This window comes from Flavobacterium amylolyticum, from assembly GCF_048284335.1.
In the GTDB taxonomy this organism is placed as follows: domain Bacteria; phylum Bacteroidota; class Bacteroidia; order Flavobacteriales; family Flavobacteriaceae; genus Flavobacterium.
Genome location: NZ_JBLVPG010000001.1, coordinates 424,591 through 448,256, shown reverse-complemented (window position 1 = coordinate 448,256; position 23,666 = coordinate 424,591). Strand labels below are relative to the sequence as shown.

General features: G+C 34.2%; 18 protein-coding genes. 3 read left to right on the top strand and 15 right to left on the bottom strand.

Translation table 11 applies throughout. From position 1 onward, the window contains the following. Window positions 1-51 precede the first annotated feature (51 nt). From ACNQF9_RS02000 to ACNQF9_RS01985, 4 genes are all read right to left on the bottom strand, one after another. A complete protein-coding gene (locus ACNQF9_RS02000) occupies window positions 52-408 on the bottom strand; it encodes a bleomycin resistance protein (RefSeq protein WP_417958588.1) in 357 nt (118 codons plus the stop codon). A 97-nt stretch (window positions 409-505) separates the two neighbouring features. Then, window positions 506-1,777 (bottom strand): PIN-like domain-containing protein, encoded by a 1,272-nt coding sequence (locus tag ACNQF9_RS01995; RefSeq protein WP_417958587.1) that lies wholly within the window; start codon window positions 1,775-1,777, stop codon window positions 506-508. 391 nt (window positions 1,778-2,168) lie between these two features. After that, window positions 2,169-3,356 (bottom strand): pyridoxal phosphate-dependent aminotransferase, encoded by a 1,188-nt coding sequence (locus ACNQF9_RS01990; protein ID WP_417958586.1) that lies wholly within the window; start codon window positions 3,354-3,356, stop codon window positions 2,169-2,171. Between the two features lie 70 nt (window positions 3,357-3,426). Then, complete coding sequence (locus tag ACNQF9_RS01985; protein ID WP_417958585.1) at window positions 3,427-4,521, bottom strand: fatty acid desaturase family protein; 1,095 nt, start codon at window positions 4,519-4,521, stop codon at window positions 3,427-3,429. Window positions 4,522-4,626: 105 nt separating this feature from the next. Here ACNQF9_RS01985 and rsmG point away from each other — a divergent pair, with 105 nt between their 5' ends. Next, on the top strand, window positions 4,627-5,256 hold the full coding sequence (gene rsmG, locus ACNQF9_RS01980) for a 16S rRNA (guanine(527)-N(7))-methyltransferase RsmG (protein WP_417958584.1): 630 nt from the start codon (window positions 4,627-4,629) through the stop codon (window positions 5,254-5,256). 68 nt (window positions 5,257-5,324) lie between these two features. Then, the gene (locus ACNQF9_RS01975) at window positions 5,325-5,999 is read left to right on the top strand and encodes a DUF2490 domain-containing protein (protein ID WP_417958583.1); all 675 of its coding nucleotides are present in this window, start codon (window positions 5,325-5,327) and stop codon (window positions 5,997-5,999) included. 129 nt (window positions 6,000-6,128) lie between these two features. Here the strand turns inward: ACNQF9_RS01975 and pruA are convergent, their stop codons facing one another. The 3 genes from pruA to ACNQF9_RS01960 form a co-directional block, all read right to left on the bottom strand. Continuing rightward, window positions 6,129-7,757: an L-glutamate gamma-semialdehyde dehydrogenase gene (gene pruA / locus ACNQF9_RS01970; protein ID WP_417958582.1), complete on the bottom strand. Its 1,629-nt coding sequence runs from the start codon at window positions 7,755-7,757 to the stop codon at window positions 6,129-6,131. Between the two features lie 107 nt (window positions 7,758-7,864). Further along, window positions 7,865-8,251 (bottom strand): Co2+/Mg2+ efflux protein ApaG, encoded by a 387-nt coding sequence (gene apaG, locus ACNQF9_RS01965; RefSeq protein ID WP_417958581.1) that lies wholly within the window; start codon window positions 8,249-8,251, stop codon window positions 7,865-7,867. 81 nt (window positions 8,252-8,332) lie between these two features. Next, window positions 8,333-9,598 (bottom strand): type IX secretion system plug protein, encoded by a 1,266-nt coding sequence (locus tag ACNQF9_RS01960; RefSeq protein WP_417989524.1) that lies wholly within the window; start codon window positions 9,596-9,598, stop codon window positions 8,333-8,335. A 164-nt stretch (window positions 9,599-9,762) separates the two neighbouring features. Here ACNQF9_RS01960 and ACNQF9_RS01955 point away from each other — a divergent pair, with 164 nt between their 5' ends. Continuing rightward, complete coding sequence (locus ACNQF9_RS01955) at window positions 9,763-12,573, top strand: M16 family metallopeptidase (protein WP_417989523.1); 2,811 nt, start codon at window positions 9,763-9,765, stop codon at window positions 12,571-12,573. 65 nt (window positions 12,574-12,638) lie between these two features. Here ACNQF9_RS01955 and ACNQF9_RS01950 read toward each other — a convergent pair whose 3' ends face one another. The 8 genes from ACNQF9_RS01950 to ACNQF9_RS01915 all read right to left on the bottom strand — a co-directional run bounded on the left by ACNQF9_RS01950 (window position 12,639) and on the right by ACNQF9_RS01915 (window position 23,565). Continuing rightward, a complete protein-coding gene (locus tag ACNQF9_RS01950; RefSeq protein ID WP_417958578.1) occupies window positions 12,639-13,409 on the bottom strand; it encodes a class I SAM-dependent methyltransferase in 771 nt (256 codons plus the stop codon). Beyond that, window positions 13,409-14,227: a type I methionyl aminopeptidase gene (map, locus tag ACNQF9_RS01945; RefSeq protein ID WP_417958577.1), complete on the bottom strand. Its 819-nt coding sequence runs from the start codon at window positions 14,225-14,227 to the stop codon at window positions 13,409-13,411. Before map ends, ACNQF9_RS01950 begins: the two co-directional genes overlap by 1 nt. 44 nt (window positions 14,228-14,271) lie before the next feature. Next, on the bottom strand, window positions 14,272-15,660 hold the full coding sequence (locus tag ACNQF9_RS01940) for a TolC family protein (protein WP_417958576.1): 1,389 nt from the start codon (window positions 15,658-15,660) through the stop codon (window positions 14,272-14,274). Next, window positions 15,660-17,006, bottom strand: a complete 1,347-nt coding sequence (locus ACNQF9_RS01935) for an HlyD family secretion protein (protein WP_417958575.1) — start codon at window positions 17,004-17,006, stop codon at window positions 15,660-15,662. The genes ACNQF9_RS01940 and ACNQF9_RS01935 overlap by 1 nt, the downstream gene beginning before the upstream one ends. 6 nt (window positions 17,007-17,012) lie before the next feature. Then, window positions 17,013-18,671 carry a peptidase domain-containing ABC transporter gene (locus tag ACNQF9_RS01930; RefSeq protein WP_417958574.1) on the bottom strand — a complete coding sequence of 553 codons (1,659 nt, stop codon included), beginning with the start codon at window positions 18,669-18,671 and terminating at the stop codon, window positions 17,013-17,015. Between the two features lie 30 nt (window positions 18,672-18,701). After that, entirely contained in the window at window positions 18,702-19,373 is a 672-nt protein-coding gene (locus ACNQF9_RS01925) for a TetR/AcrR family transcriptional regulator (protein WP_417989522.1), read from the bottom strand. 114 nt (window positions 19,374-19,487) lie between these two features. Beyond that, window positions 19,488-21,005: a 2,3-bisphosphoglycerate-independent phosphoglycerate mutase gene (gene gpmI, locus ACNQF9_RS01920; RefSeq protein ID WP_417989521.1), complete on the bottom strand. Its 1,518-nt coding sequence runs from the start codon at window positions 21,003-21,005 to the stop codon at window positions 19,488-19,490. A gap of 142 nt (window positions 21,006-21,147) precedes the next feature. After that, window positions 21,148-23,565, bottom strand: coding sequence for a DUF5916 domain-containing protein (locus tag ACNQF9_RS01915; RefSeq protein ID WP_417989520.1), 2,418 nt, complete (start codon window positions 23,563-23,565; stop codon window positions 21,148-21,150). Between the last annotated feature and the right edge of the window lie 101 nt (window positions 23,566-23,666).

Here is a 23,666-nt window from a genome sequence, read left to right as displayed (position 1 = left end):
CTTAATTAGAATGTAAAAATACTAAATTGCTTTTTTATGACTGCAAATTCGCTACAAACTTTGTCCAAAAGTCAGCAGATTATGATCCGGATCCAATATCGAAAATTCTTTTTGTCCCCAAGGTTTGCTTTCCAAAGGACCATTGGGATGAATGGCAACGCCGTTATCTAGGAAATTTTTATAAACGGTTTCGATATCCTGAACCCGAATGTAAACTCCTGAGTAATTTTCAACAGAATCAAGGGTAGCAAATTCAAAAAAATGAATTTCAATCGTGTCTTTTTGCACCATCAAATACCCGTCAAAGTCGGCATTACCCCATTCCTGAAAACCTAATTGGTTGATATAGAAATCCCGTGTAATTACTTTGTTGCGCATGGGTAATTTTGGGTTGATGGCGGTGAGCATGGTGGTTTGGGTTTTGAATAGTTTTTGTGAAGTTTAATAAACTTTTTATTATGTAGCTGTTATCTCCTGATATAACTCTAATCTTTTATTCGTAATTCTAATTTTCTGCTTTTAGTTTTTCTAAAATTCTTTGTTGAATTTTCATGTCTAATGCGATTTTCTCTTGCGTTTCATTTATTTCTTCTTCTAATTCCATTTCAGGAATCGCAAGATTATGAGTGTATTCTCGAATACCATCTAAAGAGTCACTACTATCATATAATTCATCTCTATAATTACTAATTTTTGATTTTTGGTTATTTAAATCTTCTAGTATATTATGACTTCTCTTGATTCTTTCGTTTATTATATACAACTGCGTTAAATAGTCTCTTTTTGTAATTGAAATATCTTCAATACTACCAATTATTTTACTGTTGTTATTTATTAATTCTAATGTTTCAGTAATTGATGAATCCTTTATTGTCTTATCAATTTCTTCTTTTGCGAATTTTAGAAATGTTGAAGTATTGTAAAGATGGAAAACATCTAGTTCTGCACATTGAGTATAAATCTCATTTAATAATTCTTTTCTAGCACCAATTTTTTTTCCTCGTTTTTCTTCCCACCAATCTTCCTTTACATCACCAGTAACTAATACAACATGTTTTAATTTTTTATCTTTTGCCAATTTAATAATCTCTTTCCACAAAATAAGATCTCCAAATTTTCGAATATATTCCTTGTCTTCAAAAAAATACGAACCTTCTTTTTTAATATCCATAAATCCAGGCGGAATTTTTGATTCATACCTTTTTGTCCCATCTTTATAAATTAAGTCTAAATTATCTTTGTCAAAAGATTCACCAATTTTATTATTGAAGATATTTATGATAAGCTCTTTTATCTCGTCTGTATCATTAACATCATTTTGCTTACTTTCAAGTTCCTCTAAATGTTTTAAAAACGCAATGTAAACATCTGTTGTTTTTTTTAAATTATCAGTTGTTATATATTCTTCAGGATTAATAAGCGAATGTCTTTGGGTCAGTTTTAGTTTTTCAATTTCAGTTTTATATGTCGTACTTAAACCATCAATTTCAGTAATTAATTTTTCAGTTAAAATTTTTATTTTGGAAAACATATTCTTTTGGTCTCCAATTACTGTTAATCTATTATTTAGAAATTCCATTATAACTTGGAAACCTATCCAAATACGATTATTAAAATTTTCGTTTTTAAAAACACCTAATAAATCGTTTTTTGCAGATTCAGGTAAACGATATAAATCTAAAAGAACATTTGAATCAAATATGAAAACACCTTCTTTCCAAATCTTTTGAAAATCTATTTGATTTGAATTCCGATGTATTTTATATAATTTTTCCATTATTGTTTACTAATTATTTATTTTAAATATACACAGAATATAAATCACAAAGTATTAAATTTACTATAATTCACCTGAAAACTGGAAAGCTTTATGTAACAAAAAAGCATTTAATTTATTTTCTTAAAAGTATAAAATAAAAAACATAAATTATCAGAAATTTCATTGTTTTCCTGGGTGTGTTTAAAAGTGTTGGGACAGCCACTAAGCAGCCTGTACTGGTTGAGGATAAATAGAATTCTGGCAGGGTTTGCGTGAGGGAGTGCAGCGAAAATCCCGACCCTTGTGGTCACGCTCAAATACAACAAAACCCCAAGAAAATCTTGAGGCTTTGTTGGTATACTGGAAGTTGGATTTTTGACTTTCCAACTTTCGACTTTATGATTTTGGATTATAGCGCCACTGCTTCTTTGATTCGGCGCAAGGCTTCAATTAGCAATTCTTCGCTGGTTGCGTAAGAAAAACGGATGCAATCTGGGTTTCCAAAAGCATCACCGGTTACGGTTGCTACATTGGCTTCGCCCAAAAGGTACATCGAGAAATCATTGGCATCCTTTATAAACGTTCCTCTTAATGTTTTTCCGAAGAAAGACGAAACGTCTGGAAATACATAAAAAGCACCTTCTGGAACGTTTATTTTCACGCCTGGAATGTCTTTTAATAATCCAACTACTAAATCTCTACGGCTATGGAAAGCGTCAACCATGTGTTTTAGAACACTTGGATCAGCATCTACCGCGGTAATGGTCGCACGTTGTGCAATACTGTTGGCACCGCTTGTCACTTGGCCTTGAATTTTTGTACACGCTTTAGCGATGAATTCAGGAGCTCCAATGTAACCAATTCTCCATCCTGTCATAGCGAAAGCTTTAGCAACACCATTTACGGTAATGGTTCTTTCTAACATTCCCGGGATAGATGCGATGCTGCAAAAAGTTCCTGAGAAATTGATGTGCTCATAGATTTCGTCAGCAACAACATAAATGTTTGGATATTTTTCCAAAACTTTTGCTAGAGCCGTTAATTCTTCTCTGTTGTACACCGATCCACTTGGGTTACAAGGAGAACTGAACCACATCATTTTTGTTTTTGGTGTAATTGCTGCTTCTAACTGTTCTGGTGTGATTTTGAAATCAGTATCTACAGAAGTTGGAACTTCTACAGGAACTCCACCCGATAATTTTACGATTTCGAAATACGAAACCCAGTAAGGAGCTGGTAAAATTACTTCGTCACCATCGTTTAACATTACTTGAGCAATGTTGTATAACGATTGTTTTGCTCCTGTTGAAACTACAATTTGGGAGGGTTTGTACTCTAAATCATTGTCTCTTTTAAATTTTCTACAGATCGCTTCTTTCAATTCCGCATATCCTTCTACAGGAGAATAGGTGCTGTAGTTTTCATCAATCGCTTTTTTAGCTGCTTCTTTGATGAAGTCTGGGGTATTGAAATCAGGTTCTCCTAAACTTAAACTGATAATGTCTTTTCCTTGTGATTTTAATTCTCTGGCTAAAGCAGCCATTGCTAATGTTTGAGACGTAGATAAATTGTTTATTCTATCTGATAATGGATTCATTTTTTATTGGTTGTAGTTAGTTTATTTATTAGTAGAGATGCACTGCAGTGCATCTCTAGGTATTATATGATTAGGTAAGTTCCGGTTTCATTCCCAATTCTTTCAAATGTTTGAAATGGGCAATAACAGCACTTCGCATTGTTTTGTATTCGTAATACGGTAAGTTGCATTCTTGGGCTGTTTCTTTTACGATGCTAGCAATTTTACCATAATGTACGTGGCTTATATTTGGAAAAATATGGTGTTCAATTTGGTGATTCAATCCACCAGTGTACCAATTAACGATTTTGTTTTTTGGTGCAAAATTAGTGGTGGTAAACAATTGATGAATCGCCCAAGTATTGTCCATTTCTCCTAATTCATTTGGAGATGGGTTGGTTGTTTCTTCTACAACATGAGCTAATTGGAACACTACACTTAGAATTAAACCTGCGGTGTAATGCATGATGAAAAAGCCAATAAGTACTTTCCACCACGTGATTCCAATCACAATCGGTAAAACAATCCAGATCGAAACATAGATTACTTTAGTGATAATTAAAGTGGTCCAAAGTGTTTTTGGACTTTTTGCTTCGCCGTATGATAATTTCCTTTTCAGATAACTTTTCATCTGTTTGAAATCAGTTGTGATAGCCCAGTTGAACGTTAACAATCCGTATAAGAATACAGAATAATATTGTTGGAAACGGTGAAAATTATACCATGTTGCTTCTTTTGTGAAACGAATAACACGTCCAGCATCTAAGTCCTCATCATGGCCTGGAATATTGGTGTAGGTGTGGTGTAGCACATTGTGTTGCACTTGCCAGTTGTATACGTTTCCAGCCAGAACATAAATAGTGCCCCCCATGAATTTGTTGACCCAAGTTTTATTGGAATAAGAACCATGATTTCCATCGTGCATCACATTCATTCCTACTCCAGCCATTCCAATTCCCATGACGATAGTTAACAGAAGATGTGCCCAAAATGGCATGCCAAGTGTCAGAATTAAAAAATAAGGCGCAAGAAAAATAGAAAACAGAATTATAGTTTTTAAATACAGTTTCCAATTGCCTGTCTTCTGGATGTTGTTTTCTTTGAAGTAGTTGTTAACCCGTGAGTTAAGTGTTCTAAAAAACTTTAGGCTATCTTGCTTAGCAAATGTTGGTGCACTATTAGTCATATATTTTTAATAAAGTTCAAAGGTAATTATTATAAATTTTTGGATATACAAAATTGAGATAAATATTTTAACTCTAAAGTATTACTTTTGTTAAAAAATTATAAGATGGACGAGATTCTTAAGTATTTTCCTAATTTAACCGATTTTCAGAAAGAGCAGTTCGAAAAGCTCGATTTTTTATACCACGATTGGAATGAAAAAATCAATATTATTTCGAGAAAAGATATTGATGCTTTGTATACCAAACATATTTTGCATTCGCTGGGAATAGCCAAAATAATAAAATTTGAACCGGGAACTTATGTTCTGGATGTGGGAACTGGTGGAGGATTTCCAGGAATTCCATTAGCGATTCTTTTTCCGGAAACGCGTTTTTATTTGATTGACATTATTGCCAAAAAAATCAAAGTGGTTCAAGCCGTTGCCGAAGGATTGGAATTGAAAAATGTAAAAGCGGAGCAATTGCGTGCCGAGAATGTAAAAGGAGATTTCGATTTTATCGTGAGTCGTGCCGTGACTAATATGCCCGATTTTGTTTCTTGGGTGAAAACCAAAATCAAAAAGAACAACAAACACGAATTGAAAAACGGAATTTTGTATTTAAAAGGAGGCGATTTAACCGAAGAGTTAAAAGATTTTCCTAAAGCGACGGAATATAATTTATCAGACTTTTTCGAAGATGAATTCTTTGAGACGAAGAAAGTAGTGCATGTGCCGTTGAAGTTTGTCCTGTAAGGTTGGTTTTCGGTGTCGAATTGGTGTCTGTAAACTAGAAGAATGCAGTACTTAAAAATAATAATTTAATGACAAATAAAGTAAGATCATTTTGTTTTTTGTTATTGCTATTGGTAACAGCCAATAGTAGTGCGCAAAAATCGGATGTAGGGAATTGGGTTGCTTATTTAGGCAACCAAAAAATTAACGATAGATGGAATTTTCATAATGAAGTGCAATATCGAAGCTTTAATTTTGGGGGAGATCTCGAGCAACTGCTTATCAGGACTGGGTTAGGGTATAATCTATCTGAAAATAATAATAATGTTTTATTGGGATACGCTTACATTCATTCTGAGCCGTATATAGCAGGAACAGAGGAGAAATCACGAACGGATGAACATAGGGTTTTTCAGCAATTCATTACAAAACAACAGTTTGGGCGCATGAATATTTTACATAGATATCGTTTTGAGGAACGATTTCTTCAAGGTGATTTTAAAATGCGTTTGCGTTATTTTATCTCATTGAATGTCCCGATAAATAAAAAAGGAATGGAGAAAAATGCTGTTTATGCTTCGTTATCAAATGAAATCTTTATCAATACAGAAAAGAATCAGTACGATAGAGATCGTGTTTATGGTGGTGTCGGATATTGTTTCAGTAAAAATATTAAAGTTGAAATGGGTGTATTATCACAACTTTTGCCAACAAATAGAAGAACTCAATTTCAAGTTATGATTTTTAATAACTTGCCTTTTTAATCCTTTTATTCAAAAGCAATTGGAAATTATGTTTCAGTAGGTTTAGTGTAAAAAATAAAACCCACAAGAACTCATGACTTGATTTCTTGTGGGTTTTTTAATCTAAAAGAAGCGTTTCCTCGCCATTTCTTATTCTCCTAAAAATGGATATCGGTAATTCTCTGGAGTAACAAATGTTTCTTTGATTGTTCTTGGGGAAACCCAACGCAATAAGTTCAATACGGAACCTGCTTTGTCATTTGTTCCTGAACCTCTGGCACCACCAAATGGTTGTTGCCCTACCACTGCTCCAGTTGGTTTGTCGTTAATGTAGAAATTACCTGCAGCATTTTCTAAAACTTTCATCGCATATTCAATGGCATAACGGTCTTGGCTCAAGACCGCTCCTGTCAATGCATATTCAGAAGTTGAATCTACTAATATAAGTGTTTCTTCCCATTTTGCATCCTCGTAAACGTAAATAGTCAATACTGGTCCGAATAATTCGGTTTCCATTGTAGTGTATTTTGGATTTGTAGTTACGATAACGGTTGGCTCAATAAAATATCCAACAGATTTGTCATAATTTCCTCCTGCAATAATTTCGGCATCAGTATCTTTCTTAGCTTGGTCAATAAAACCAGCTAATTTGTCAAATGAACCTTCTGAAATTACCGAAGAAACAAAATTAGTGGTGTCTGCCGGCGATCCCATTTTCATGGAAGCTAAATCAGCTACTAATAACTTTTTTACTTCTGGCCATAATGATTGTGGGATATATGCTCTTGAAGCAGCGGAACATTTTTGTCCCTGGTACTCGAAAGCTCCTCTGGAAAGTGCTGTAGCAACTTGAGCAGGAATAGCGGAAGAATGCGCTACAACAAAATCTTTACCTCCTGTTTCTCCTACGATTCTTGGATATGTTTTGTAGTTACTGATGTTTTGTCCAATTTTTCCCCAAATGTCATTGAAGACACGAGTTGAACCAGTAAAGTGAATTCCAGCAAAATCACGACTTCCTAATAACGTTTCAGAAATCATGGCTGAGTCTCCATAAACTACATTGATTACACCATCCGGTAATCCGGCCAGTTTGAATACTTCTACAATTACATTTGCAGAATAAATTTGTGTCGCACTTGGTTTCCAAACAACAACATTCCCCATTAATGCTGGAGCAGCTGGTAAATTACCGGCGATTGCTGTAAAGTTAAACGGAGTGATGGCATATACAAATCCTTCTAATGGTCTGTGTTCTAATCTATTCCAAACGCCTTCTGATGAAGCCGGTTGTTCGGCATAAATTTGAGTCATAAACTGCACATTATAGCGCAAGAAATCAATAAACTCACAGGCTGCGTCAATTTCAGCTTGGTGAACTGTTTTTGCCTGAGCAATCATAGTCGCCGCATTTATTTTGGCTCGATACGGTCCGGCAAGTAATTCAGCTGCTTTTAAAAATATGGATGCTCTGTGTTCCCAAGCTAAATTTGCCCATTTCTTTTTAGCTTCTAGAGCTGTTGAAATGGCTTTTTCTATATGTTCTTTATTGGCCTCGTGATACTGTCCCACAGTGTGTTTGTGGTCAAAAGGAGGATTGATTGATTTTGTTTTTCCTGTTCGGATTTCTTCTCCTCCAATGTATAAAGGCACATCAACTGTTTCATTATACATTTTCTTGAAAGTGGCTAGAACTTCTTCTCTTTCCGGACTTCCTGGAGCGTAAGACTTAACGGTTTCGTTAAACGCTTTTGGGACGTTGTAAATTCCTTTTGGCATATTAAATAGATTTTAATTATAATCAAAAATTGATTGGTAAAGGTACTAATATTTCATCAATCATAGAATCTGATAGGGAGTTAAAATTCTAATAAAACTGTTGGAATTTAATTCAAAGCAAATGGCGCACAGAGTCTAAAAGTAGGTACGATAACTTTGAAGTTTTTTGTTGAAGTGAAATTTATCATATTGAAATATCCTTTCATTGCGCCGTAGGGAGACGATAATAAACATCCAGAGCTATATGTGTGGAACTCTCCCGGTTTTAAAACGGGTTTTTTCCCAATTACGCCTTCACCATCAACAATCTCGATTTCATTTAAGGAATCAGAAATCTCCCAATGGCGGGTGATTAATTGAACGGAATCCTTACTATGATTTTCTATAGTAATTACATAACTAAAGGCAAAATGAATTTTATAGTTTTTGAAGTAGGTGCCTTCAAAACTAGTCAAGACCGAAATTTTTATACCTCTTGTAATTTGAGAAACCATATTAAATGGATGAATAGTAGATTTATATTCACAAATTTACAAAAAAATGACCTCATTTTGTGAAATTCCCAAAAAGTTTTTTTAGTTGATAATATTTAATGAATTAGCCATTCCTTTTCCCACTACTCTGTCATATCGATCAATATTTTCTCTGTAATAGACTAGAATAGTATACTCATTTTCGGTTTGATAAAAATTGCCGTCAATTGCGTTTTCATAATCAATAACACCCTGATTATCGGCTAGCCTGTACTGGAAGTTAGTGAATCCCTGTTTAATTAAAATTGCTTTCTCATAAATTCCTTTTTTGGGATTGTAATCCATTTTGTATTCTGGAATTAAAGTGTAATTATTGAACATTCCAGTAACGTAAATGTTTTTGTTGCTGTTGAAAGTGGGGGCAGAAAGACTAAAGTAGACCCAAGCATAATCAGCCTCAATTTCGCTGTTGGCAACATTAAAATTTTTGACTACAAATTCGCCATTTACATCTTGGGTAAACGAATATGGAAAGTTGCCTCTAGCGCTATTAGTATATAAAAAAGAACCATAAACCGGAGTGTTGAAATCTACTCTGGCGATAGCATTGTTAGCAGCTCTTATGTCTTTGTTTTCGAAAAATAAAAATTCATTTCCCGCCCAAAACTGAGTTTCTGAATCGTATTTGTAAATCAAATCATTCCCGATAGTGTATTGTGGAATTATATTTTTCACCGCACTATTCAATTCCCCATTTTGAAGTAAAATCACTTTTACATTTCGTAACGGAGTTTGGAAAATAAGTGTATTTGATCTAATGGTAAAATCTAAATTCTGCTTTGCCTCAATGTTGTTAACCGTTCGTGCCCGCTTTACTTGAATGGGAACCGTAACAAGATCTTCATATAGAATAATTTTTCTCGAAAATACGACCTCCTTATTTTCGTTTAAAACTTTAACCATGTAATTTCCGCTAATCTTTAATTGCTGTGTAAACTGATTGGGAATTGCTAATTTGTAATGCGAATAGATTTGTAATGTATTAAATGAATTGGTATAGTCCTGAATTCTTTGGTTATCAAATCCTTCCAGATATTCGTTTTTTGGAATTTCCGTAGGTCTCCAATTGTAATCACAATGAATAATTTCGTAATAATAATTAACTTCATTGCCAAAGAGATCATCAAATTGCAATTGAAAACCTTCTCCTAATTTGAAAATTGAAATTGTGTTTTGGTCATTTTGTACGAATGAAATAGTCTTAATATTATAAGGTGGAATTACTTCTTTTTCTATTTGTGAGAAAGAAAAAAAAGAAGAAAATGTAATAAGAATAAAAGAAGCTGTTTTGAGAAAAGGGTTTTTCATTTTGTAAAACTTAATATTTTGTAAATATAACAATTCCCTTTTGGTATTGGTAAATCTTAATTTTTAGCAAGACATTTTTTGTGCGTAATATCTGTTAATTTTATCTTAAAATATTTTAATTTTTAAAGTTAACTAATTAGTTTTACTTTAAACAAACAAACTTTATGAAAAAAGTCAACAATTTAGTATTTAGTGTTTTACTATTTCCATTAGCTGTTTTTGCACAGCAAATGGATTATTCAAAAACCATTCCTTTTGATCCGAGCGTAAAAACTGGAAAACTGGAAAATGGATTAACCTATTACATCAAGAAAAATGCCAAACCGGAAAATAAGGTAGATCTTCGTCTAGTGGTTAATGCAGGATCTATTTTAGAAGCAGACGATCAGCAAGGATTGGCGCATTTTATGGAACACATGTGTTTCAATGGGACCAAGCGTTTTCCAAAGAATCAATTAGTGGATTATTTGCAAAGTATAGGGGTAAAGTTTGGACAACATTTGAATGCCTATACTAGTTTTGATGAAACGGTCTATTTCTTGCCAATTCCATCCGACAATCCCGAAAAACTTGAAAAAGGATTTCAAATAATCGAGGATTGGGCTTTTAATACTGTTTTGACTCCAGAAGAAATTGATAAAGAAAGAGGAGTTGTTCTGGAAGAATACAGGTTAGGGTTAGGGGCAGGAAAAAGAATGCAAAGCCGTTACATTTCTAAATTGATGCATAATTCCCATTATGCAGAGCGTTTGCCAATTGGTCAAAAAGAAATTTTAGAAAAATTCAAACACCAATCATTAATTAATTTCTATAAAGATTGGTACCGACCTAATTTGATGAGTGTAATTGTTGTAGGTGATATTGACGTTGCTGCAATGGAAAAGAAAATTATAGCTCATTTCTCAAGCTATAAAAATCCAGCAAACGAAAAACCAAGAAAAGTTTATGATGTTCCTCAGCATGAGGCAACTTTTGTAGCTGTCGAAAGTGATAAAGAGGCTTCAAGTGCACAAGTGCAATTGATTTATAAAGATTATGGTACTCCCAAGCCCGTAGTGAATATAGGTGATTTTAAGAATTATATAGTTGAGGGATTATTCAGTACGATTTTGAATACGCGATTGGATGAATTGACTAATTCTCCAACACCTCCATTTACTTATGGATATTCCTTTTATGGCGGAACTTTTGCCCGAAATAAAAAAGCCTATCAATCCGTGGCAATGTCTCAGGAAGATAAGCAGTTGAGTGCTTTGAAAGTATTGGTAACAGAAAATGAAAGAGCGAAGAAATTTGGATTCACTCAAGGAGAATTAGACCGTTCCAAAGCAGATTTTCTAGCTTCTATCGAAAAAGCATTTAATGACAGAGATAAAACCAATTCCGTTAATTTTGTTGGGGAATACCAAGCTAATTTTTTAGAAAAAGAACCTGTTCCCGGAATTGAATGGACGTATCAAACCGTAAAACAATTGATGCCTTTAATTGATTTGAAGGATGTTAATAGTTTGATTAAGGATTATGTCAAAGAAGACAACCGTGTCATTATTCTTACCGGTCCTGAAAAAGAAGGGTTGAAAAAAGTTACAGAACAACAAGTTTTAGAGGCGTTAAAAATCAATATAAGTGATATCACACCGTATAAAGATGTTGCTGTTGTGGCCAGTTTAATCCGAAATAAAGTCTCGCCAGGAACTGTTGTCAAGCGTGAAAGCAATGTGAATATTGGCACCAAAACATTAGTTTTATCCAATGGTGCTAAAGTTACTTACAAGAATACTGATTTTAAGAATGATGAGGTACTATTCGAAGCAATTAGTTTTGGTGGGAGTAATTTATATTCTACAGCCGATATGAAAAAAGTTCAATTTGCAAATGGCGCATTAACTGAAGCTGGTTTCTCGGGATTAAAATTGAATGATATCAATAAATTCATGACGGGGAAAATAGCAAGAGTAAATCCTTATATTGGGATTACTACTGAAGGATTAAGAGGGAGTGCAACTCCTAAAGATTTAGAATATTTATTCCAAATGACGTATGCTTACTTCACAGATTTAAACATGGATATGGCTGCTTTTGAAGGGTATAAACAAAAACAAGGTGCTTTCTTTAATAATATGGCTTCACAACCAAATTTTTATTTTCAACAAGAGTTTTATACCTACTTAAATAAGGAAAATCCCAGATTCAATGGATTGATTCCTTCAGCTGCAACTTGGGAAGAGACGGATTATACATTAGCCTATACTAAATATAAAGAACGTTTTGCTAATGCTGCTGATTTTGAATTTTATTTTGTTGGAAACATAGATGATAAAACTCTGGAAGAATATGCGATCAAATACATAGCGTCTTTACCAGCATCCGATAAAAAAGAGAAAGCAGTTGATTTAGGATATCGAATGCTAAAAGGAGATCTAAAAAAAGTAGTGAATAAAGGTACGGATCCTAAAAGCAATGTAACCATAATGTATTACGGGGATGCTAACTATTCCGCTAAGAATGCGATGACTATGCAGGCATTAGGGGAAGTGTTAACCATCAAATTGATAGAGCAATTGCGCGAAAACGAAAGTGGAGTTTACGGGGTGTCAGCAAGAGGAAGCATGGTTAAAGTGCCAAACGAGTCGTTTAGCTTTACTATTGGTTTCCCATGTGGGCCAGATAATGCCGAGAAATTGACCGCATCGGCTTTGAAAGTGCTTCAGAATATTATTGATAATGGACCGGATGAAAAAGATGTAGCTAAATTTAAAGAAGGGGAGCTGGCTGATTATAGAAAAGAGAGTAAGGAAAACAGATATTGGTTGTCTAATTTCACAAGATCTTATGTCAATGGAAATAGTCCTGATGAAGTGTTAAAATTTGAAGAAGCTGTAAATGCAGTTACCGCAAAGGAAATTCAGAATGTTGCAAAACAATATCTTACTAAAGATAAAGTAATTGGAATGTTAATGCCGGAAAAAAAATAAACGAAATCATTTTTAAACTATAAACCTGCTAAAGTTAAATTTAGCAGGTTTTTTATTGGTATAAATTATTTAAAACAAACCGGAATAATTTCTCCTTTGGCCAAACAATATTTTTCTACTAACTCCGGTGCAATTTTAGTGGTGTATTTTTCTTCGATTACTTTAAAACCGATATTTCGTAATTTATCAAAATAATCGCGACCATAAATACGAACATGATCGTATTGACCAAAGATTTTAGCACGTTCTTTTTGATCCGTAATGGTGTCATCAGCAAAAGTGGTGGCTCTGGATAAATCCTGTGGAATTTGTAGAATTGCCATTCCACCTGGCTTTAAAACCCGATACAATTCCTGCATGGCTTTCGTGTCATCCGGAATGTGTTCTAAAACATGATTGCAAAGAATGACATCATATTGATTGTCTTCAAAAGGCAAATTACAAATGTCAGCCTTTACATCCGCCAAGGGCGAAAATAAATCAGTTGTTGTATATTCTAAATTTTTTTGATTTCTAAACAGTTTGTAAAAGGCTTGTTCGGGTGCAAAATGCAATACTTTCTTTTTTACTGTAGAGGTGAAAAAATCAGTTTCTTCATTTAAATACAACCATAATAAACGGTGTCTTTCCAAGGAAAGTGTACTGGGCGAAAGCACATTGTTTCGTTGAGTTCCATACCCGTAAGGCAGAAACATTTTGAAACTTTTTCCGTCAATAGGATCTGTAAATTGAGTTCCCTTTAAAGCAAATGCAAGAACGGGACGGGCCACATAACTCAAACGAATGAGTATCGGGCGGGGAATAGTATTGAGTATAAGTTTAAAAAGTTTTTTCATTACAGCACTAAAGGTTTTTGTCTAAACTCATCTTCTTCATTGCTTACAATTCCCAAAGCTTTGTAAACATAAGCAAAAGTGGATAAAATCTCTGGTTTACCATCGATAATAGCTACATCATGTTCGAAATGGGCACTTGGTTTTCCATCGGCAGTTAGAATTGTCCACCCGTCTTTTAACTGTTTGATGTTTCGGGTACCCATATTAATCATGGGCTCAATGGCAACAACCATTCCTTCAACAAAAAGCTTTCCTCTTCCTTTTTTACCATAATTAGGCATCTCAGGATCTTCGTGCATTTTTTGTCCTAAGCCGTGTCCTACTAATTCCCGGACTACACCATAACCATGGGCTTCCGTATATCTTTGAATGGCATTTCCTACATCTTCTACACGATTGCCTATTTTTAATTCGCGGATTCCTACATATAAAGATTCTTTAGTTACCTGTAATAATCTTTTGGTTTCCGGTGCGACTTCACCAATTTCGAAAGAATACGCATGATCCCCATGGTATCCGTTTTTATAAGCTCCACAATCTACTGAAATAACATCACCGCTTTCTAAGGGTTTATTATTTGGGATTCCATGAACTACTTGTGCGTTTGGACTCATACAAAGGGAGTTTGGAAAACCATACAATCCCAGAAAACTGGGTTCAGCGCCATGATCACGAATAAATGCTTCAGCTAATTTGTCCAGGTATAAAGTGGTGACGCCCTCTTTAATTTCTGAAGCAATCATTCCTAATGTTTTGGATACGATTAAGGCACTTTCGCGCATTAATTCTATTTCTTCACGTGATTTTACAATAATCATAATTTCAAATTTTCAGTTTGCAAAAGTACAATTTTATAAATTAGTTAATCCGGATTGGCCATTATTTTAAAAAGTTCTGAATTTGAAATGTAGAAACGGTTCTCTAGAGCTATTTTCGAAAGTTGTGCAATTACTAAATTATTCTCTCTGGTATTGATTAGAAATAGGGAACTTTCGCCAAAAGAAAACAATCGTTCTTCGGAGTTAAGCATAAGAATGTTATCCTGTACCAAAGCTTTGATTAACTCTTTTTGTTTCAGCAACGATTCTATCTCAATTTTTTGAGCATTAATTTTATTGCTTAGTTGCACTTTTTCTAAGTCTAATATAAATTCAGTTTCTTGCACTTTATATTTTGCCAATTTCAAATTGCCGCGTTCTTTTCTTAGAAATAAAGGGAAATAAAAATCCAACCCTATTTTATAATCCTGAAATTGGTAATTGTCAATATAACTGGGTTCGGACAAATAAGAGTATCCTACATCAATCTTTGGTAAAAGCATGTTGGCTTTTAGTTTTCGTTCTACATTGAGTATGTCAATTTTACTTTGTAGCGCATTTATTTTAGGATGATTGGTGATAGAAAAATTAGGATTTAATAAATCATTGGTTTTTAAACTTTCCTGAATTGTAAATTCCAATTGGGTTTCAGGAATAAGTTCTTCTGAAATTTCTAAGGGGATGTTATTTTCCAGCCAAAGGAAAGTGGAAAGTTCTAGTTTGGCTTTCGCCAATTTCAGATTTGAATCTTCCAAGTTAAGCAGTCTGTTTTTTACAATAATTCCTGCTTCAATACTGTCAATTGCCGGTTTGTCCCCTTGCTTGATTAAGGATTGAATTCCTTTAAAACGAATTTCTGCATTCCTACTGTACTCTTGGTACAACTGAACCTCGTTAAAATTTTTCTTCCAATTAAAATAGGCTAATGAGGCATCATACAAAACAACGATAGCTTGAAGTTTCCTTTCAGATTGGCTTAGTTGTATTTGCATCTTTGCTTTTCTCACGTCAGCCATTCGTTGGTTTATGAATAATCCTTGTCCAAGCGGAATGGTGATGCCCAGTGAAGTCAATCCTTGATTAGGCACTGTGTTTTGGGGGTTCAGATAAATTCCTTCGTTGTTGTCAAAGCCTGCTTTAATCTCAATTCCGTACCAAGTTGGTATTTTAAAACTGCTATTTAAAATCGAATAATACTCTTGATCTTTGAATTGCTTTTTGCTAAAATCGACTTCAATTTTTGGATCAAAGCCACCACGAGCCATCATCAAATTAGCTTGTGCTTTATTTATTTCCAAATTAGCGTTTTTAACTAACGGATGGTATTTTTTCACATACCCTAAGAATTCTGTATACGAAAGCTCTTTTGATGCGTTCTGTTGCGCTGTAGCAACAAGTGTAAAGAATAAAAATGCGAAAAGTAGCTGTTTCATTATTTTTTTTCTTTGGTTGTTTTTGTTGCCGGTTGGTAATAATTAGGAGGAAAACCATTTAATGTTCTCCATAATTCGAACCACACAGGCACCGTATTCAGTAAAGCGATAGTTTGTGCGCCCGCTCCTATACTTAGTTGTTTAGGCCAATTATCTTCGTCTTTGTCAGGGCTGATTAAAACTCTGTATTTTCCATTTTCGCTAATGAAGTTTTCAATGGCTACAATTTCTCCGCCAAAAGTTCCGTAGGACATGTCTGGCCATCCTGAAAACACGATTGTTGGCCATCCATCAAACCACACCCGAACTTTTTCCCCTTTGCTCAACAGCGGCAAGTCAATAGGATTTACAAAAGTTTCTACTGCAATATCATACTCTGAAGGCATAATGGTAGCAATTGGTGTTCCTTCTTTTATCGTTTCGCCTAAACCGGATTGTAAAGCCCTGTTAATGTATCCGCTTTGGGATGCTTTGATGTAGTACATGCCATTACGGATGCTGTAATTCACATATTGGTTTTCAAGTTTATTGACTTGCGCATCAGTATCATATTGACTGCTGAGTGCCGTAAATTTATCACTATTGGCTTTAGAAACTTTTTCAGCATATTCTGCGGTAATTCGGTTTACTTCTACTTTTGCATTAATAAGTTCATTCTTACTGGTTAAGTACTTGTTTTCCTGAGTTATGATTTTAGCCTCGCCTTCTTGTAATTTTAGCCTTTTTTCCTCAATATCAGTTAATGGTTTTAAACCTTCTTTGTTCAGCTGAACGGAACGGTTGTATTGAGTATCAGCAATCCGGAGTTGTGTTCGTACCGCCACTAAATCCATACTGTCACTTTTTATTTTTAAAAGGGCTTGTTTGATTTTATTTTGGGCTTGTTCCAGTTTTAACGTTTTTTCGGTCTCAATAGCTTTAATTTGACCTGAAAGTGTACTTACTTTTGAACCATAAGATTCCAAAGACTGTTTCTTGGCATCCATTTGTTTCTTAGTATTCGCTACTAAATTCGGATCCATATAATCTTCTTTAATTTCCGATATAAAAAGAATAGTGTCTCCTTTATTGACAAAATCTCCCTCTTGCACGTACCATTTTTCTAATCGACCAGAAATTACACTCTGAATGGATTGTGGTCTTTGACTAGGTTTTAAAGTAGTTACGGCTCCTGTTCCAGAAATATTTTGTGTCCAAGGCAAGAAAAGAGCAACAAGACCAATTGCTGAAACAGTGGCTATAATTCTGTTTAAAATTTTATAATGCGGTCTGTTGGATAAATTTTTTACGGTGGAATACCGATTGAGTGACGGTAATTTCGTTTTATTATCGGATATGTTTAGCATGGCTAATTATTTTTTTAAATCAAGTTGAATAAGACCATTTTTCAGTGTAATCTTTCGATTGGTTTTGGTTTCCCAATACGGGTTTTTAGAGGACACAATGATCGTCCATTTGTTCTTATCCGAAGTGATAAAATCAATAATCTCATTGGCTACTTTTTCATCCATAGTATCTGTAGGGTCTTCATAAAAAAGTATTTTCGGCTTGTGAATAATACTTCGTGCTAACAGTATTTTTTGTGCATTGGAGGAGGATAACTGTTTTCCTTCCGGATAAATATTTTGGTCTAAACCCTTAGGATATGATTTTATAAACGAGGTGAGTTGCACTCCGTCAATTGCCCATTTCAAATCCTCGGAACTTATCAATGGATCATTGAAGGTAATGTTTTCCTGAAGAGTTCCTTCAAATGGTTTTTCTCCATAAATGATGCTTCCTATTTGAGATCGATACTGTTTCATGTTTATTTTTCGAAACGTATCGTCATTGATATAAAAGGAACCAGAAGTGGGTTGGAGCAACCCGGACAATATTCGAATTAAAGTTGTTTTTCCAGAACCATTCTCGCCATCGATTACTATTTTTTCCCCTTGTTTTATTTTCAATGAAATAGTATTCAGTATTTCTTTATCATAATCGGGAAATTTGAAGGTAAGATTCTCAATTTCTAATGAGATATTGGCATAGCAAACATCACTTTTAAAACTAGTTTCTTCTTCTAATGTCAGGTCAGTAACTTGTCCTATTTTTTCAATGGAAGTTAATACATCATAGAAAGTTTCTAGTCCAATAATTATTTTTTCTAAGGAATTAATTACTAGTAAAATGATAATCTCTGCAGCAACAAATTGCCCAATATTCATTTGTTGTGATAACACTAAAAAACCTCCTATTGACAACAAACTAGTAGTAATTATAATTTTGAATATAATTAACTGACTGAATTGTTTCTTGATAATATTAAAATGTTTTTCCCGATAATTCAAGTAATCAGCAACTAAAGAATTATTTTTTTGAAGTGCATAATCGTAGTTGAGTTCATTTTTGAAACTATAGCTGTTGCGCGCCATTTCTTGAAGCCAACTCGCTACTTTGTATTTGAATTTTGATTCTTTTAAACTAGTTTCTAACCCAGATTTGTAAGAAAATCGGAAGATGAAATACAAAAGGAAAAAAAGTAAAAAACCAAATACAATAAAATAAGGATGATAAAGGGACAATAATATTACTCCAAAAACAATTTGTAATAAACCTGCCGAAAAATCAATCAATAATTTTGAAGTTCCTTTTTGAATGGACATAGTGTCAAAAAAGCGATTGGCTAACTCCGGTGGATAACTGTTGTGTAATTCTTCTGTTTTTATTTTTGGTAACCGAGCGGCAAATTCAAATGAGGAGCGAACGAATATTTTTTGCTGTAGATTTTCCGTAATCCGAAGTTGCATTAAAGAGAGGATCCCCGCTAAGGCTACTCCAAAAACGACCAGAACAATCAATACAATCCACGAAGCACTCACTCTTCCAGATTGAATAAAGTTAGTGATGGCTTGAATTCCAAGTGGGAGCGACAAACTGATCAATCCAGCAAATATGGCGTAAAAAATTATTTGGGAGACATCTTTTTTGTCTAATTCAAGTAAGTTGTAAAATCGTTTTAGAGGAGTCATAATAGTAGTGATGTATTTTTTAAAATATTTTTATCTCAAAACGTTTTCTGCGAGATTCAAATAAAAATTGGTTGTGCTTACGGAGTCATTACAATCGGTAATGGTTTTTAAATGCTGGGTTAGAAAATGCTGGTGCAAACTTCCTTCTACAATTGTAGAAATAAGGGATTTAGCATACGGATATTCTGGATTTACTTCGGTTACAATTCCTACAATTCGATTGATGACGCTTTTATACATCAAGAAAAAACCTTCGTTGTTTTCTTGATCAATTTCCTTAATGTATAGTGTTTTTGTGAACTCAGCTATAATTATTTTGTTGAGAACGGCTTCATTGATATGTACTGTATCATTGTCATCCCTTACTTTTTCGGTTACAATAGTTATCGCTTTTTTTAGTTTTTCCTTAGGATCTGAGATATTTGCAGTAGCAAAAACCAGTTTGTATTCCATCCAACTCCAGTACCAGGAGGATAAATAAACCAATAATCGATGTTTGTTTTCAAAGTAACGGTATACCGAGCTTTCGTTTGATCCTATTTTCTCTCCTAGTTTTTTAAAAGTAAAATTGTCAAACCCAATTTCGTCTATTAAAAGAATACTTTGTTCTACAATTTTTTTACCTAAAGCGGAGGTTTCAGGATCTTTAACATATATTTTTTCGTTGACTTGTATTTTTAAATGGGATAAGATTGTACTCACGATTGATATTATTTTATGCAAATATAATAGTATTACTATCAATTTTGAGATTTTAACTTTTATTTATTAAAAAAGCTACTTGGTGAAGCAGCTTTTAATTGTAGTTTGGTGTCTTTATAGTAAAGAATGGCAGGTCATTACAGCAGGTTTTTCGACTCCCATTAACGCTAATATTGTTGGAGCGATATCTCCAAGAACGCCATCGTGTATTGTTTTTAAGTCTTTGTCTACTAGAATAATAGGCACTGGATTTGTAGTATGGGCAGTGTTAGGACTTCCATCAGGATTAATCATGGTCTCACAGTTTCCGTGGTCTGCAATTACTATAGTAGTGTAATCATTTGCTAAAGCGGCTGTAATTACTCTTTCTACACATTTGTCAACGGCTTCACAGGCTTGTATTGCCGCACTCATAATTCCTGTATGTCCTACCATATCGCCATTGGCAAAATTAAGACAAACAAAATCTACGTCGCCTTTGTAAAGTTCTGGAATCAAAGCGTCAGTCAATTCAAAGGCACTCATTTCGGGTTGTAAATCATAAGTGGCAACTTTTGGTGAGTTTTTTAAGATGCGGCTTTCCCCTGCAAAAGGCAATTCTCTCCCGCCAGAAAAGAAGAAAGTAACGTGAGGATATTTCTCTGTTTCGGCAATACGGATCTGTTTTTTATGTGCTTTTTCTAAAACTTCTCCTAGGGTTTCGGTAATGTTATCTTTGTTGTAAACGACTTTTACATTTTGATAGGTTTCGTCATAATTGGTAAGGGTAACAAAATATAAATTGAGTTTATGCATGTTTTGCTCATGGAAATCCATTTGGGTCAACACTTCTGTAAGTTCACGTCCTCTGTCTGTTCTGAAATTAAAGAAAATAACTACATCATCTTCTTCAATTGTGGCCAATGGTTTGTCACATTCATCTACGATAAGGGTTGGATGAATAAACTCATCGGTTACATTAACTTCATAACTTTCTTCTAGGGAAGCAACTGCATTGGTCGAATGTGTTCCTACTCCATTTACTAATAAATCGTAGGCTAATTTTACTCTTTCCCAGCGTCTGTCGCGATCCATTGCATAATAACGCCCCACCACTGACGCCAGTTTTACCGTAGTTGTCGCTATATAATCTTGTAAATCCTGAATGTAATGTTTACCAGATTTTGGATCTACATCACGACCATCTGTAAAGGCATGTACAAAAACTTTTTGTAAACCGTGTTGTTGTGTTGCGTCAATCAAGCCGCGTAAATGGGAAGTGTGGGAATGAACACCGCCATCTGAAACCAAACCTAAAAAATGTACTTTTTTATTGTTTAATCTAGCGTAAGTGAAAGCATCTATCAAGACTTGCTCTTTTGCTAACGTACCGTTTGCTACGGCAAGATTAATCTTGGCTAGATCCTGGTATATGATTCGGCCAGCACCCAGATTCATATGACCTACTTCGCTGTTTCCCATTTGTCCTTCTGGCAAGCCTACATTTAAGCCGTCGGTTCTTAGTTGAGCGCTTGGATACTTTTTATAAAGACTGTTGATAAATGGTACGTTGGCATTGTCAATTGCAGATACTTTAGGATCAGGAGATTTCCCCCAACCATCTAATATCATAAGAATTACTTTTTTGTTCATTATACGATTGTTTTAAACAAAGGTATAGTATTTCTAAAAAGGTTCGAATGAATAGAAATCACTATTATGCATTCAGAGGTGATCAATAACAAAAATTGATAATTTTGTTGTGTAACGTTATCTTTTTTAAAATTACTGTATTTTAGAATTTATTCTTCACCTGATTGTAATCAATGAAATAACGGACACTTATGGAAAAAACATGGCTTAATGCATCGTTATTTAATAAATTAGTGACATTGTCTTCAAATTCTTTATTAATGTTTCTTTCAAATCTAGCAGCATTATTCCTGTAGAGAACCGATACCTGACTTCCTGGGGCAAACCACCATGAATAAGAAAGGTCAGCATTCCAGGAGTAAAAACTAGAATTCTTGTTAGTAGTGTATCCTGAGAATTCAGTAAGTCTTCCGTTTTCTCCTAATGATAAAGCATTCTTGTTTTCAGCATAGGACCAATATTGTCGCAACGAAATATTAAATGTCATTTGACTGTTTAAAGAGTATTTTCCTGAAAGTGTGTTGGAATACGTAATTACATTTCTATTGGCAAAAAGGATAGTGTTAGGAGTAGTCGCATTCATATCATCATTAACGCTATCAATGTATCCTTTGTTGTTGTTTTGTCTAAAAAAGTTGAATTTGTAATTCAGCGATAATTTATCATTAAAGCGATATCGTGGTCCAATTGAAAAACCATAAGAATTTCTTCCCGTTTCATCGAAAGCGGCATAAGATGGGTTAAAGTCAACAGCAAAACTATTATTATAATTCGTTGAGATATATATAAATCCTCCAATCTTGGTGGGTCTTATTACATATCGGTTAGGGGTTCTGGGTTCGTAATAATCGAAAGTTTCTAATGGATTTGCATCTATCCCAATTCCTAGATAATGATTTTTTTTGGTATTCGAGTTGATTTGAAAATTGATGTTACTGGATTGCACTTTACCAGTTTGTTTCTGGAACTGGGAATAAGCATTTATCCTGGCGTTAAAACTGTTGAAATACTTAGTTGGATTCAAAATTCTGTAACTGGTATTGCCGTAAATACTATAATAATTAGTTTCAAAATTAATTCCCAAGTCGTTGTTGTCAAAAAATTTTGTTGTAATGTCTCCACCAATACCATATCGGAATTTTCCGCTCGTTTCAGAAAAATTTAATTGAGAACTAATCCCTTTTTTATCTTCGGTACTGTTTATATAGCTGTACTTTAAATCACCCGCAAGGTTATACGTGTTCTTTTTGGTGTTTAAATCCCATACTAATGCAGTGACATTACCATCTCGGAAATTCCCGTTACGGGTTACATTGGTGTTAACAAATGCGATAGATGAATTTTTTCGAAAGCGTTGATCTAAAACTAAAACATTGTAGTTGGCGAGCGGTTCTACTACTTCTTTTCGTACTTCTTGAGTATCAGTATTTCGGATTGATGCCGAAGTTTTTTCGGTAACGGCATTTAGGATTCCTATACCCAATCCGTTTTTAGTTCGTCCAGATATTTTTAGAGCATTAAGGAGATTGACACTTGCTGGATTATCAATAATTTCTTCATTTGCAGCAATGGAGGGGTAATTGCTTGGGTTACCTCCAATTCGTCTCGAATAAACTAAATTCCCTTTGCTAAAAAGATCGGTCCCTTCTGTAAAAAAAGGCCTATTTTCATTAAATTGTTGTTCAAATGGGCCTAAATTTAGGATTTGATCATCATATTTTGTTTGTCCAAAATCAGGTATAAGTATCATATCTAGAGTAAAGGCATCGTTTATGCCGTATTTTAGATCCAGTCCGCCTTTGAGTGTTCCGAATGTTTTTTGCCCGGCACTGGCATTGGCATAAAAAGAAGAATAGGGCAAAAGAAAGAGTCGTGTTGGTGGTTTTATATTTGCAATTCCTTCCAAAACTCCAGTTTGTTGGGTAAATGTTCCCAGTTTTGAATCAATAAAATTCCAAGTGTATTTATGGCGGTCCCGTCTAATTTCTCTAAAAAAATTAAGTCCCCAAGTTTGTTTGTTTTCATTGGAGAATCGCAAAGCGGCGTAAGGAATTCTCATTTCTACAATCCAGCCTTTATCGGTAATCACAGCTTTGCTTTTCCAAACTGCATCCCAGGAATAATCTTCTCCATTGGTGTCAGTAGTGATACAATCCGCTTGGCCATCAGCGGCATTTACAAAAAACTGAAAGTCTTGCTGCCCGTCATTATAACCATTTATAAAAATACCAAAAATGTCTGAAGTCCCAAAATCATCCCGTTGGGTAATCTCTTTTAAAATTTTATCTGGATTTTCATCATACATAATGGCTCCAACATATATGGCTTCATTATCATATAAAATCTTTACTTCTGTTCTCTTGTTTTCTGGAATTTTTTTGCCATTATCAGGCTCAAACATGATGAAATCATTGGCGATTGAAGCTGACTGCCATATTGTTTCATCTAAGGTTCCATCTATGGCAATGCTTTCTGAAATAAATTTTGTTTGTAATACTTTTTTTTGGCTGAAACCCAAAACACTCATTAATAGAAAACAAAGTAATAAATGATTTTTCATGAAATTGTTGATTGATTGATTGATGCAAAAATAAAAAAACCAAAATAGTTTCAAAGTAGAAATCACCAATTCGCTCAATAGTTTGAATTAATAGACTCGGT

Excerpts from the sequence above, each read along its gene's own strand:
- ACNQF9_RS02000 (WP_417958588.1), bottom strand. The coding sequence starts at position 408 with ATGCTCACCGCCATCAACCCAAAATTACCCATGCGCAACAAAGTAATT.
- ACNQF9_RS01995 (WP_417958587.1), bottom strand. The coding sequence starts at position 1,777 with ATGGAAAAATTATATAAAATACATCGGAATTCAAATCAAATAGATTTT.
- ACNQF9_RS01990 (WP_417958586.1), bottom strand. The coding sequence starts at position 3,356 with ATGAATCCATTATCAGATAGAATAAACAATTTATCTACGTCTCAAACA.
- ACNQF9_RS01985 (WP_417958585.1), bottom strand. The coding sequence starts at position 4,521 with ATGACTAATAGTGCACCAACATTTGCTAAGCAAGATAGCCTAAAGTTT.
- rsmG (WP_417958584.1), top strand. The coding sequence starts at position 4,627 with ATGGACGAGATTCTTAAGTATTTTCCTAATTTAACCGATTTTCAGAAA.
- ACNQF9_RS01975 (WP_417958583.1), top strand. The coding sequence starts at position 5,325 with ATGACAAATAAAGTAAGATCATTTTGTTTTTTGTTATTGCTATTGGTA.
- pruA (WP_417958582.1), bottom strand. The coding sequence starts at position 7,757 with ATGCCAAAAGGAATTTACAACGTCCCAAAAGCGTTTAACGAAACCGTT.
- apaG (WP_417958581.1), bottom strand. The coding sequence starts at position 8,251 with ATGGTTTCTCAAATTACAAGAGGTATAAAAATTTCGGTCTTGACTAGT.
- ACNQF9_RS01960 (WP_417989524.1), bottom strand. The coding sequence starts at position 9,598 with ATGAAAAACCCTTTTCTCAAAACAGCTTCTTTTATTCTTATTACATTT.
- ACNQF9_RS01955 (WP_417989523.1), top strand. The coding sequence starts at position 9,763 with ATGAAAAAAGTCAACAATTTAGTATTTAGTGTTTTACTATTTCCATTA.
- ACNQF9_RS01950 (WP_417958578.1), bottom strand. The coding sequence starts at position 13,409 with ATGAAAAAACTTTTTAAACTTATACTCAATACTATTCCCCGCCCGATA.
- map (WP_417958577.1), bottom strand. The coding sequence starts at position 14,227 with ATGATTATTGTAAAATCACGTGAAGAAATAGAATTAATGCGCGAAAGT.
- ACNQF9_RS01940 (WP_417958576.1), bottom strand. The coding sequence starts at position 15,660 with ATGAAACAGCTACTTTTCGCATTTTTATTCTTTACACTTGTTGCTACA.
- ACNQF9_RS01935 (WP_417958575.1), bottom strand. The coding sequence starts at position 17,006 with ATGCTAAACATATCCGATAATAAAACGAAATTACCGTCACTCAATCGG.
- ACNQF9_RS01930 (WP_417958574.1), bottom strand. The coding sequence starts at position 18,671 with ATGACTCCTCTAAAACGATTTTACAACTTACTTGAATTAGACAAAAAA.
- gpmI (WP_417989521.1), bottom strand. The coding sequence starts at position 21,005 with ATGAACAAAAAAGTAATTCTTATGATATTAGATGGTTGGGGGAAATCT.
- ACNQF9_RS01915 (WP_417989520.1), bottom strand. The coding sequence starts at position 23,565 with ATGAAAAATCATTTATTACTTTGTTTTCTATTAATGAGTGTTTTGGGT.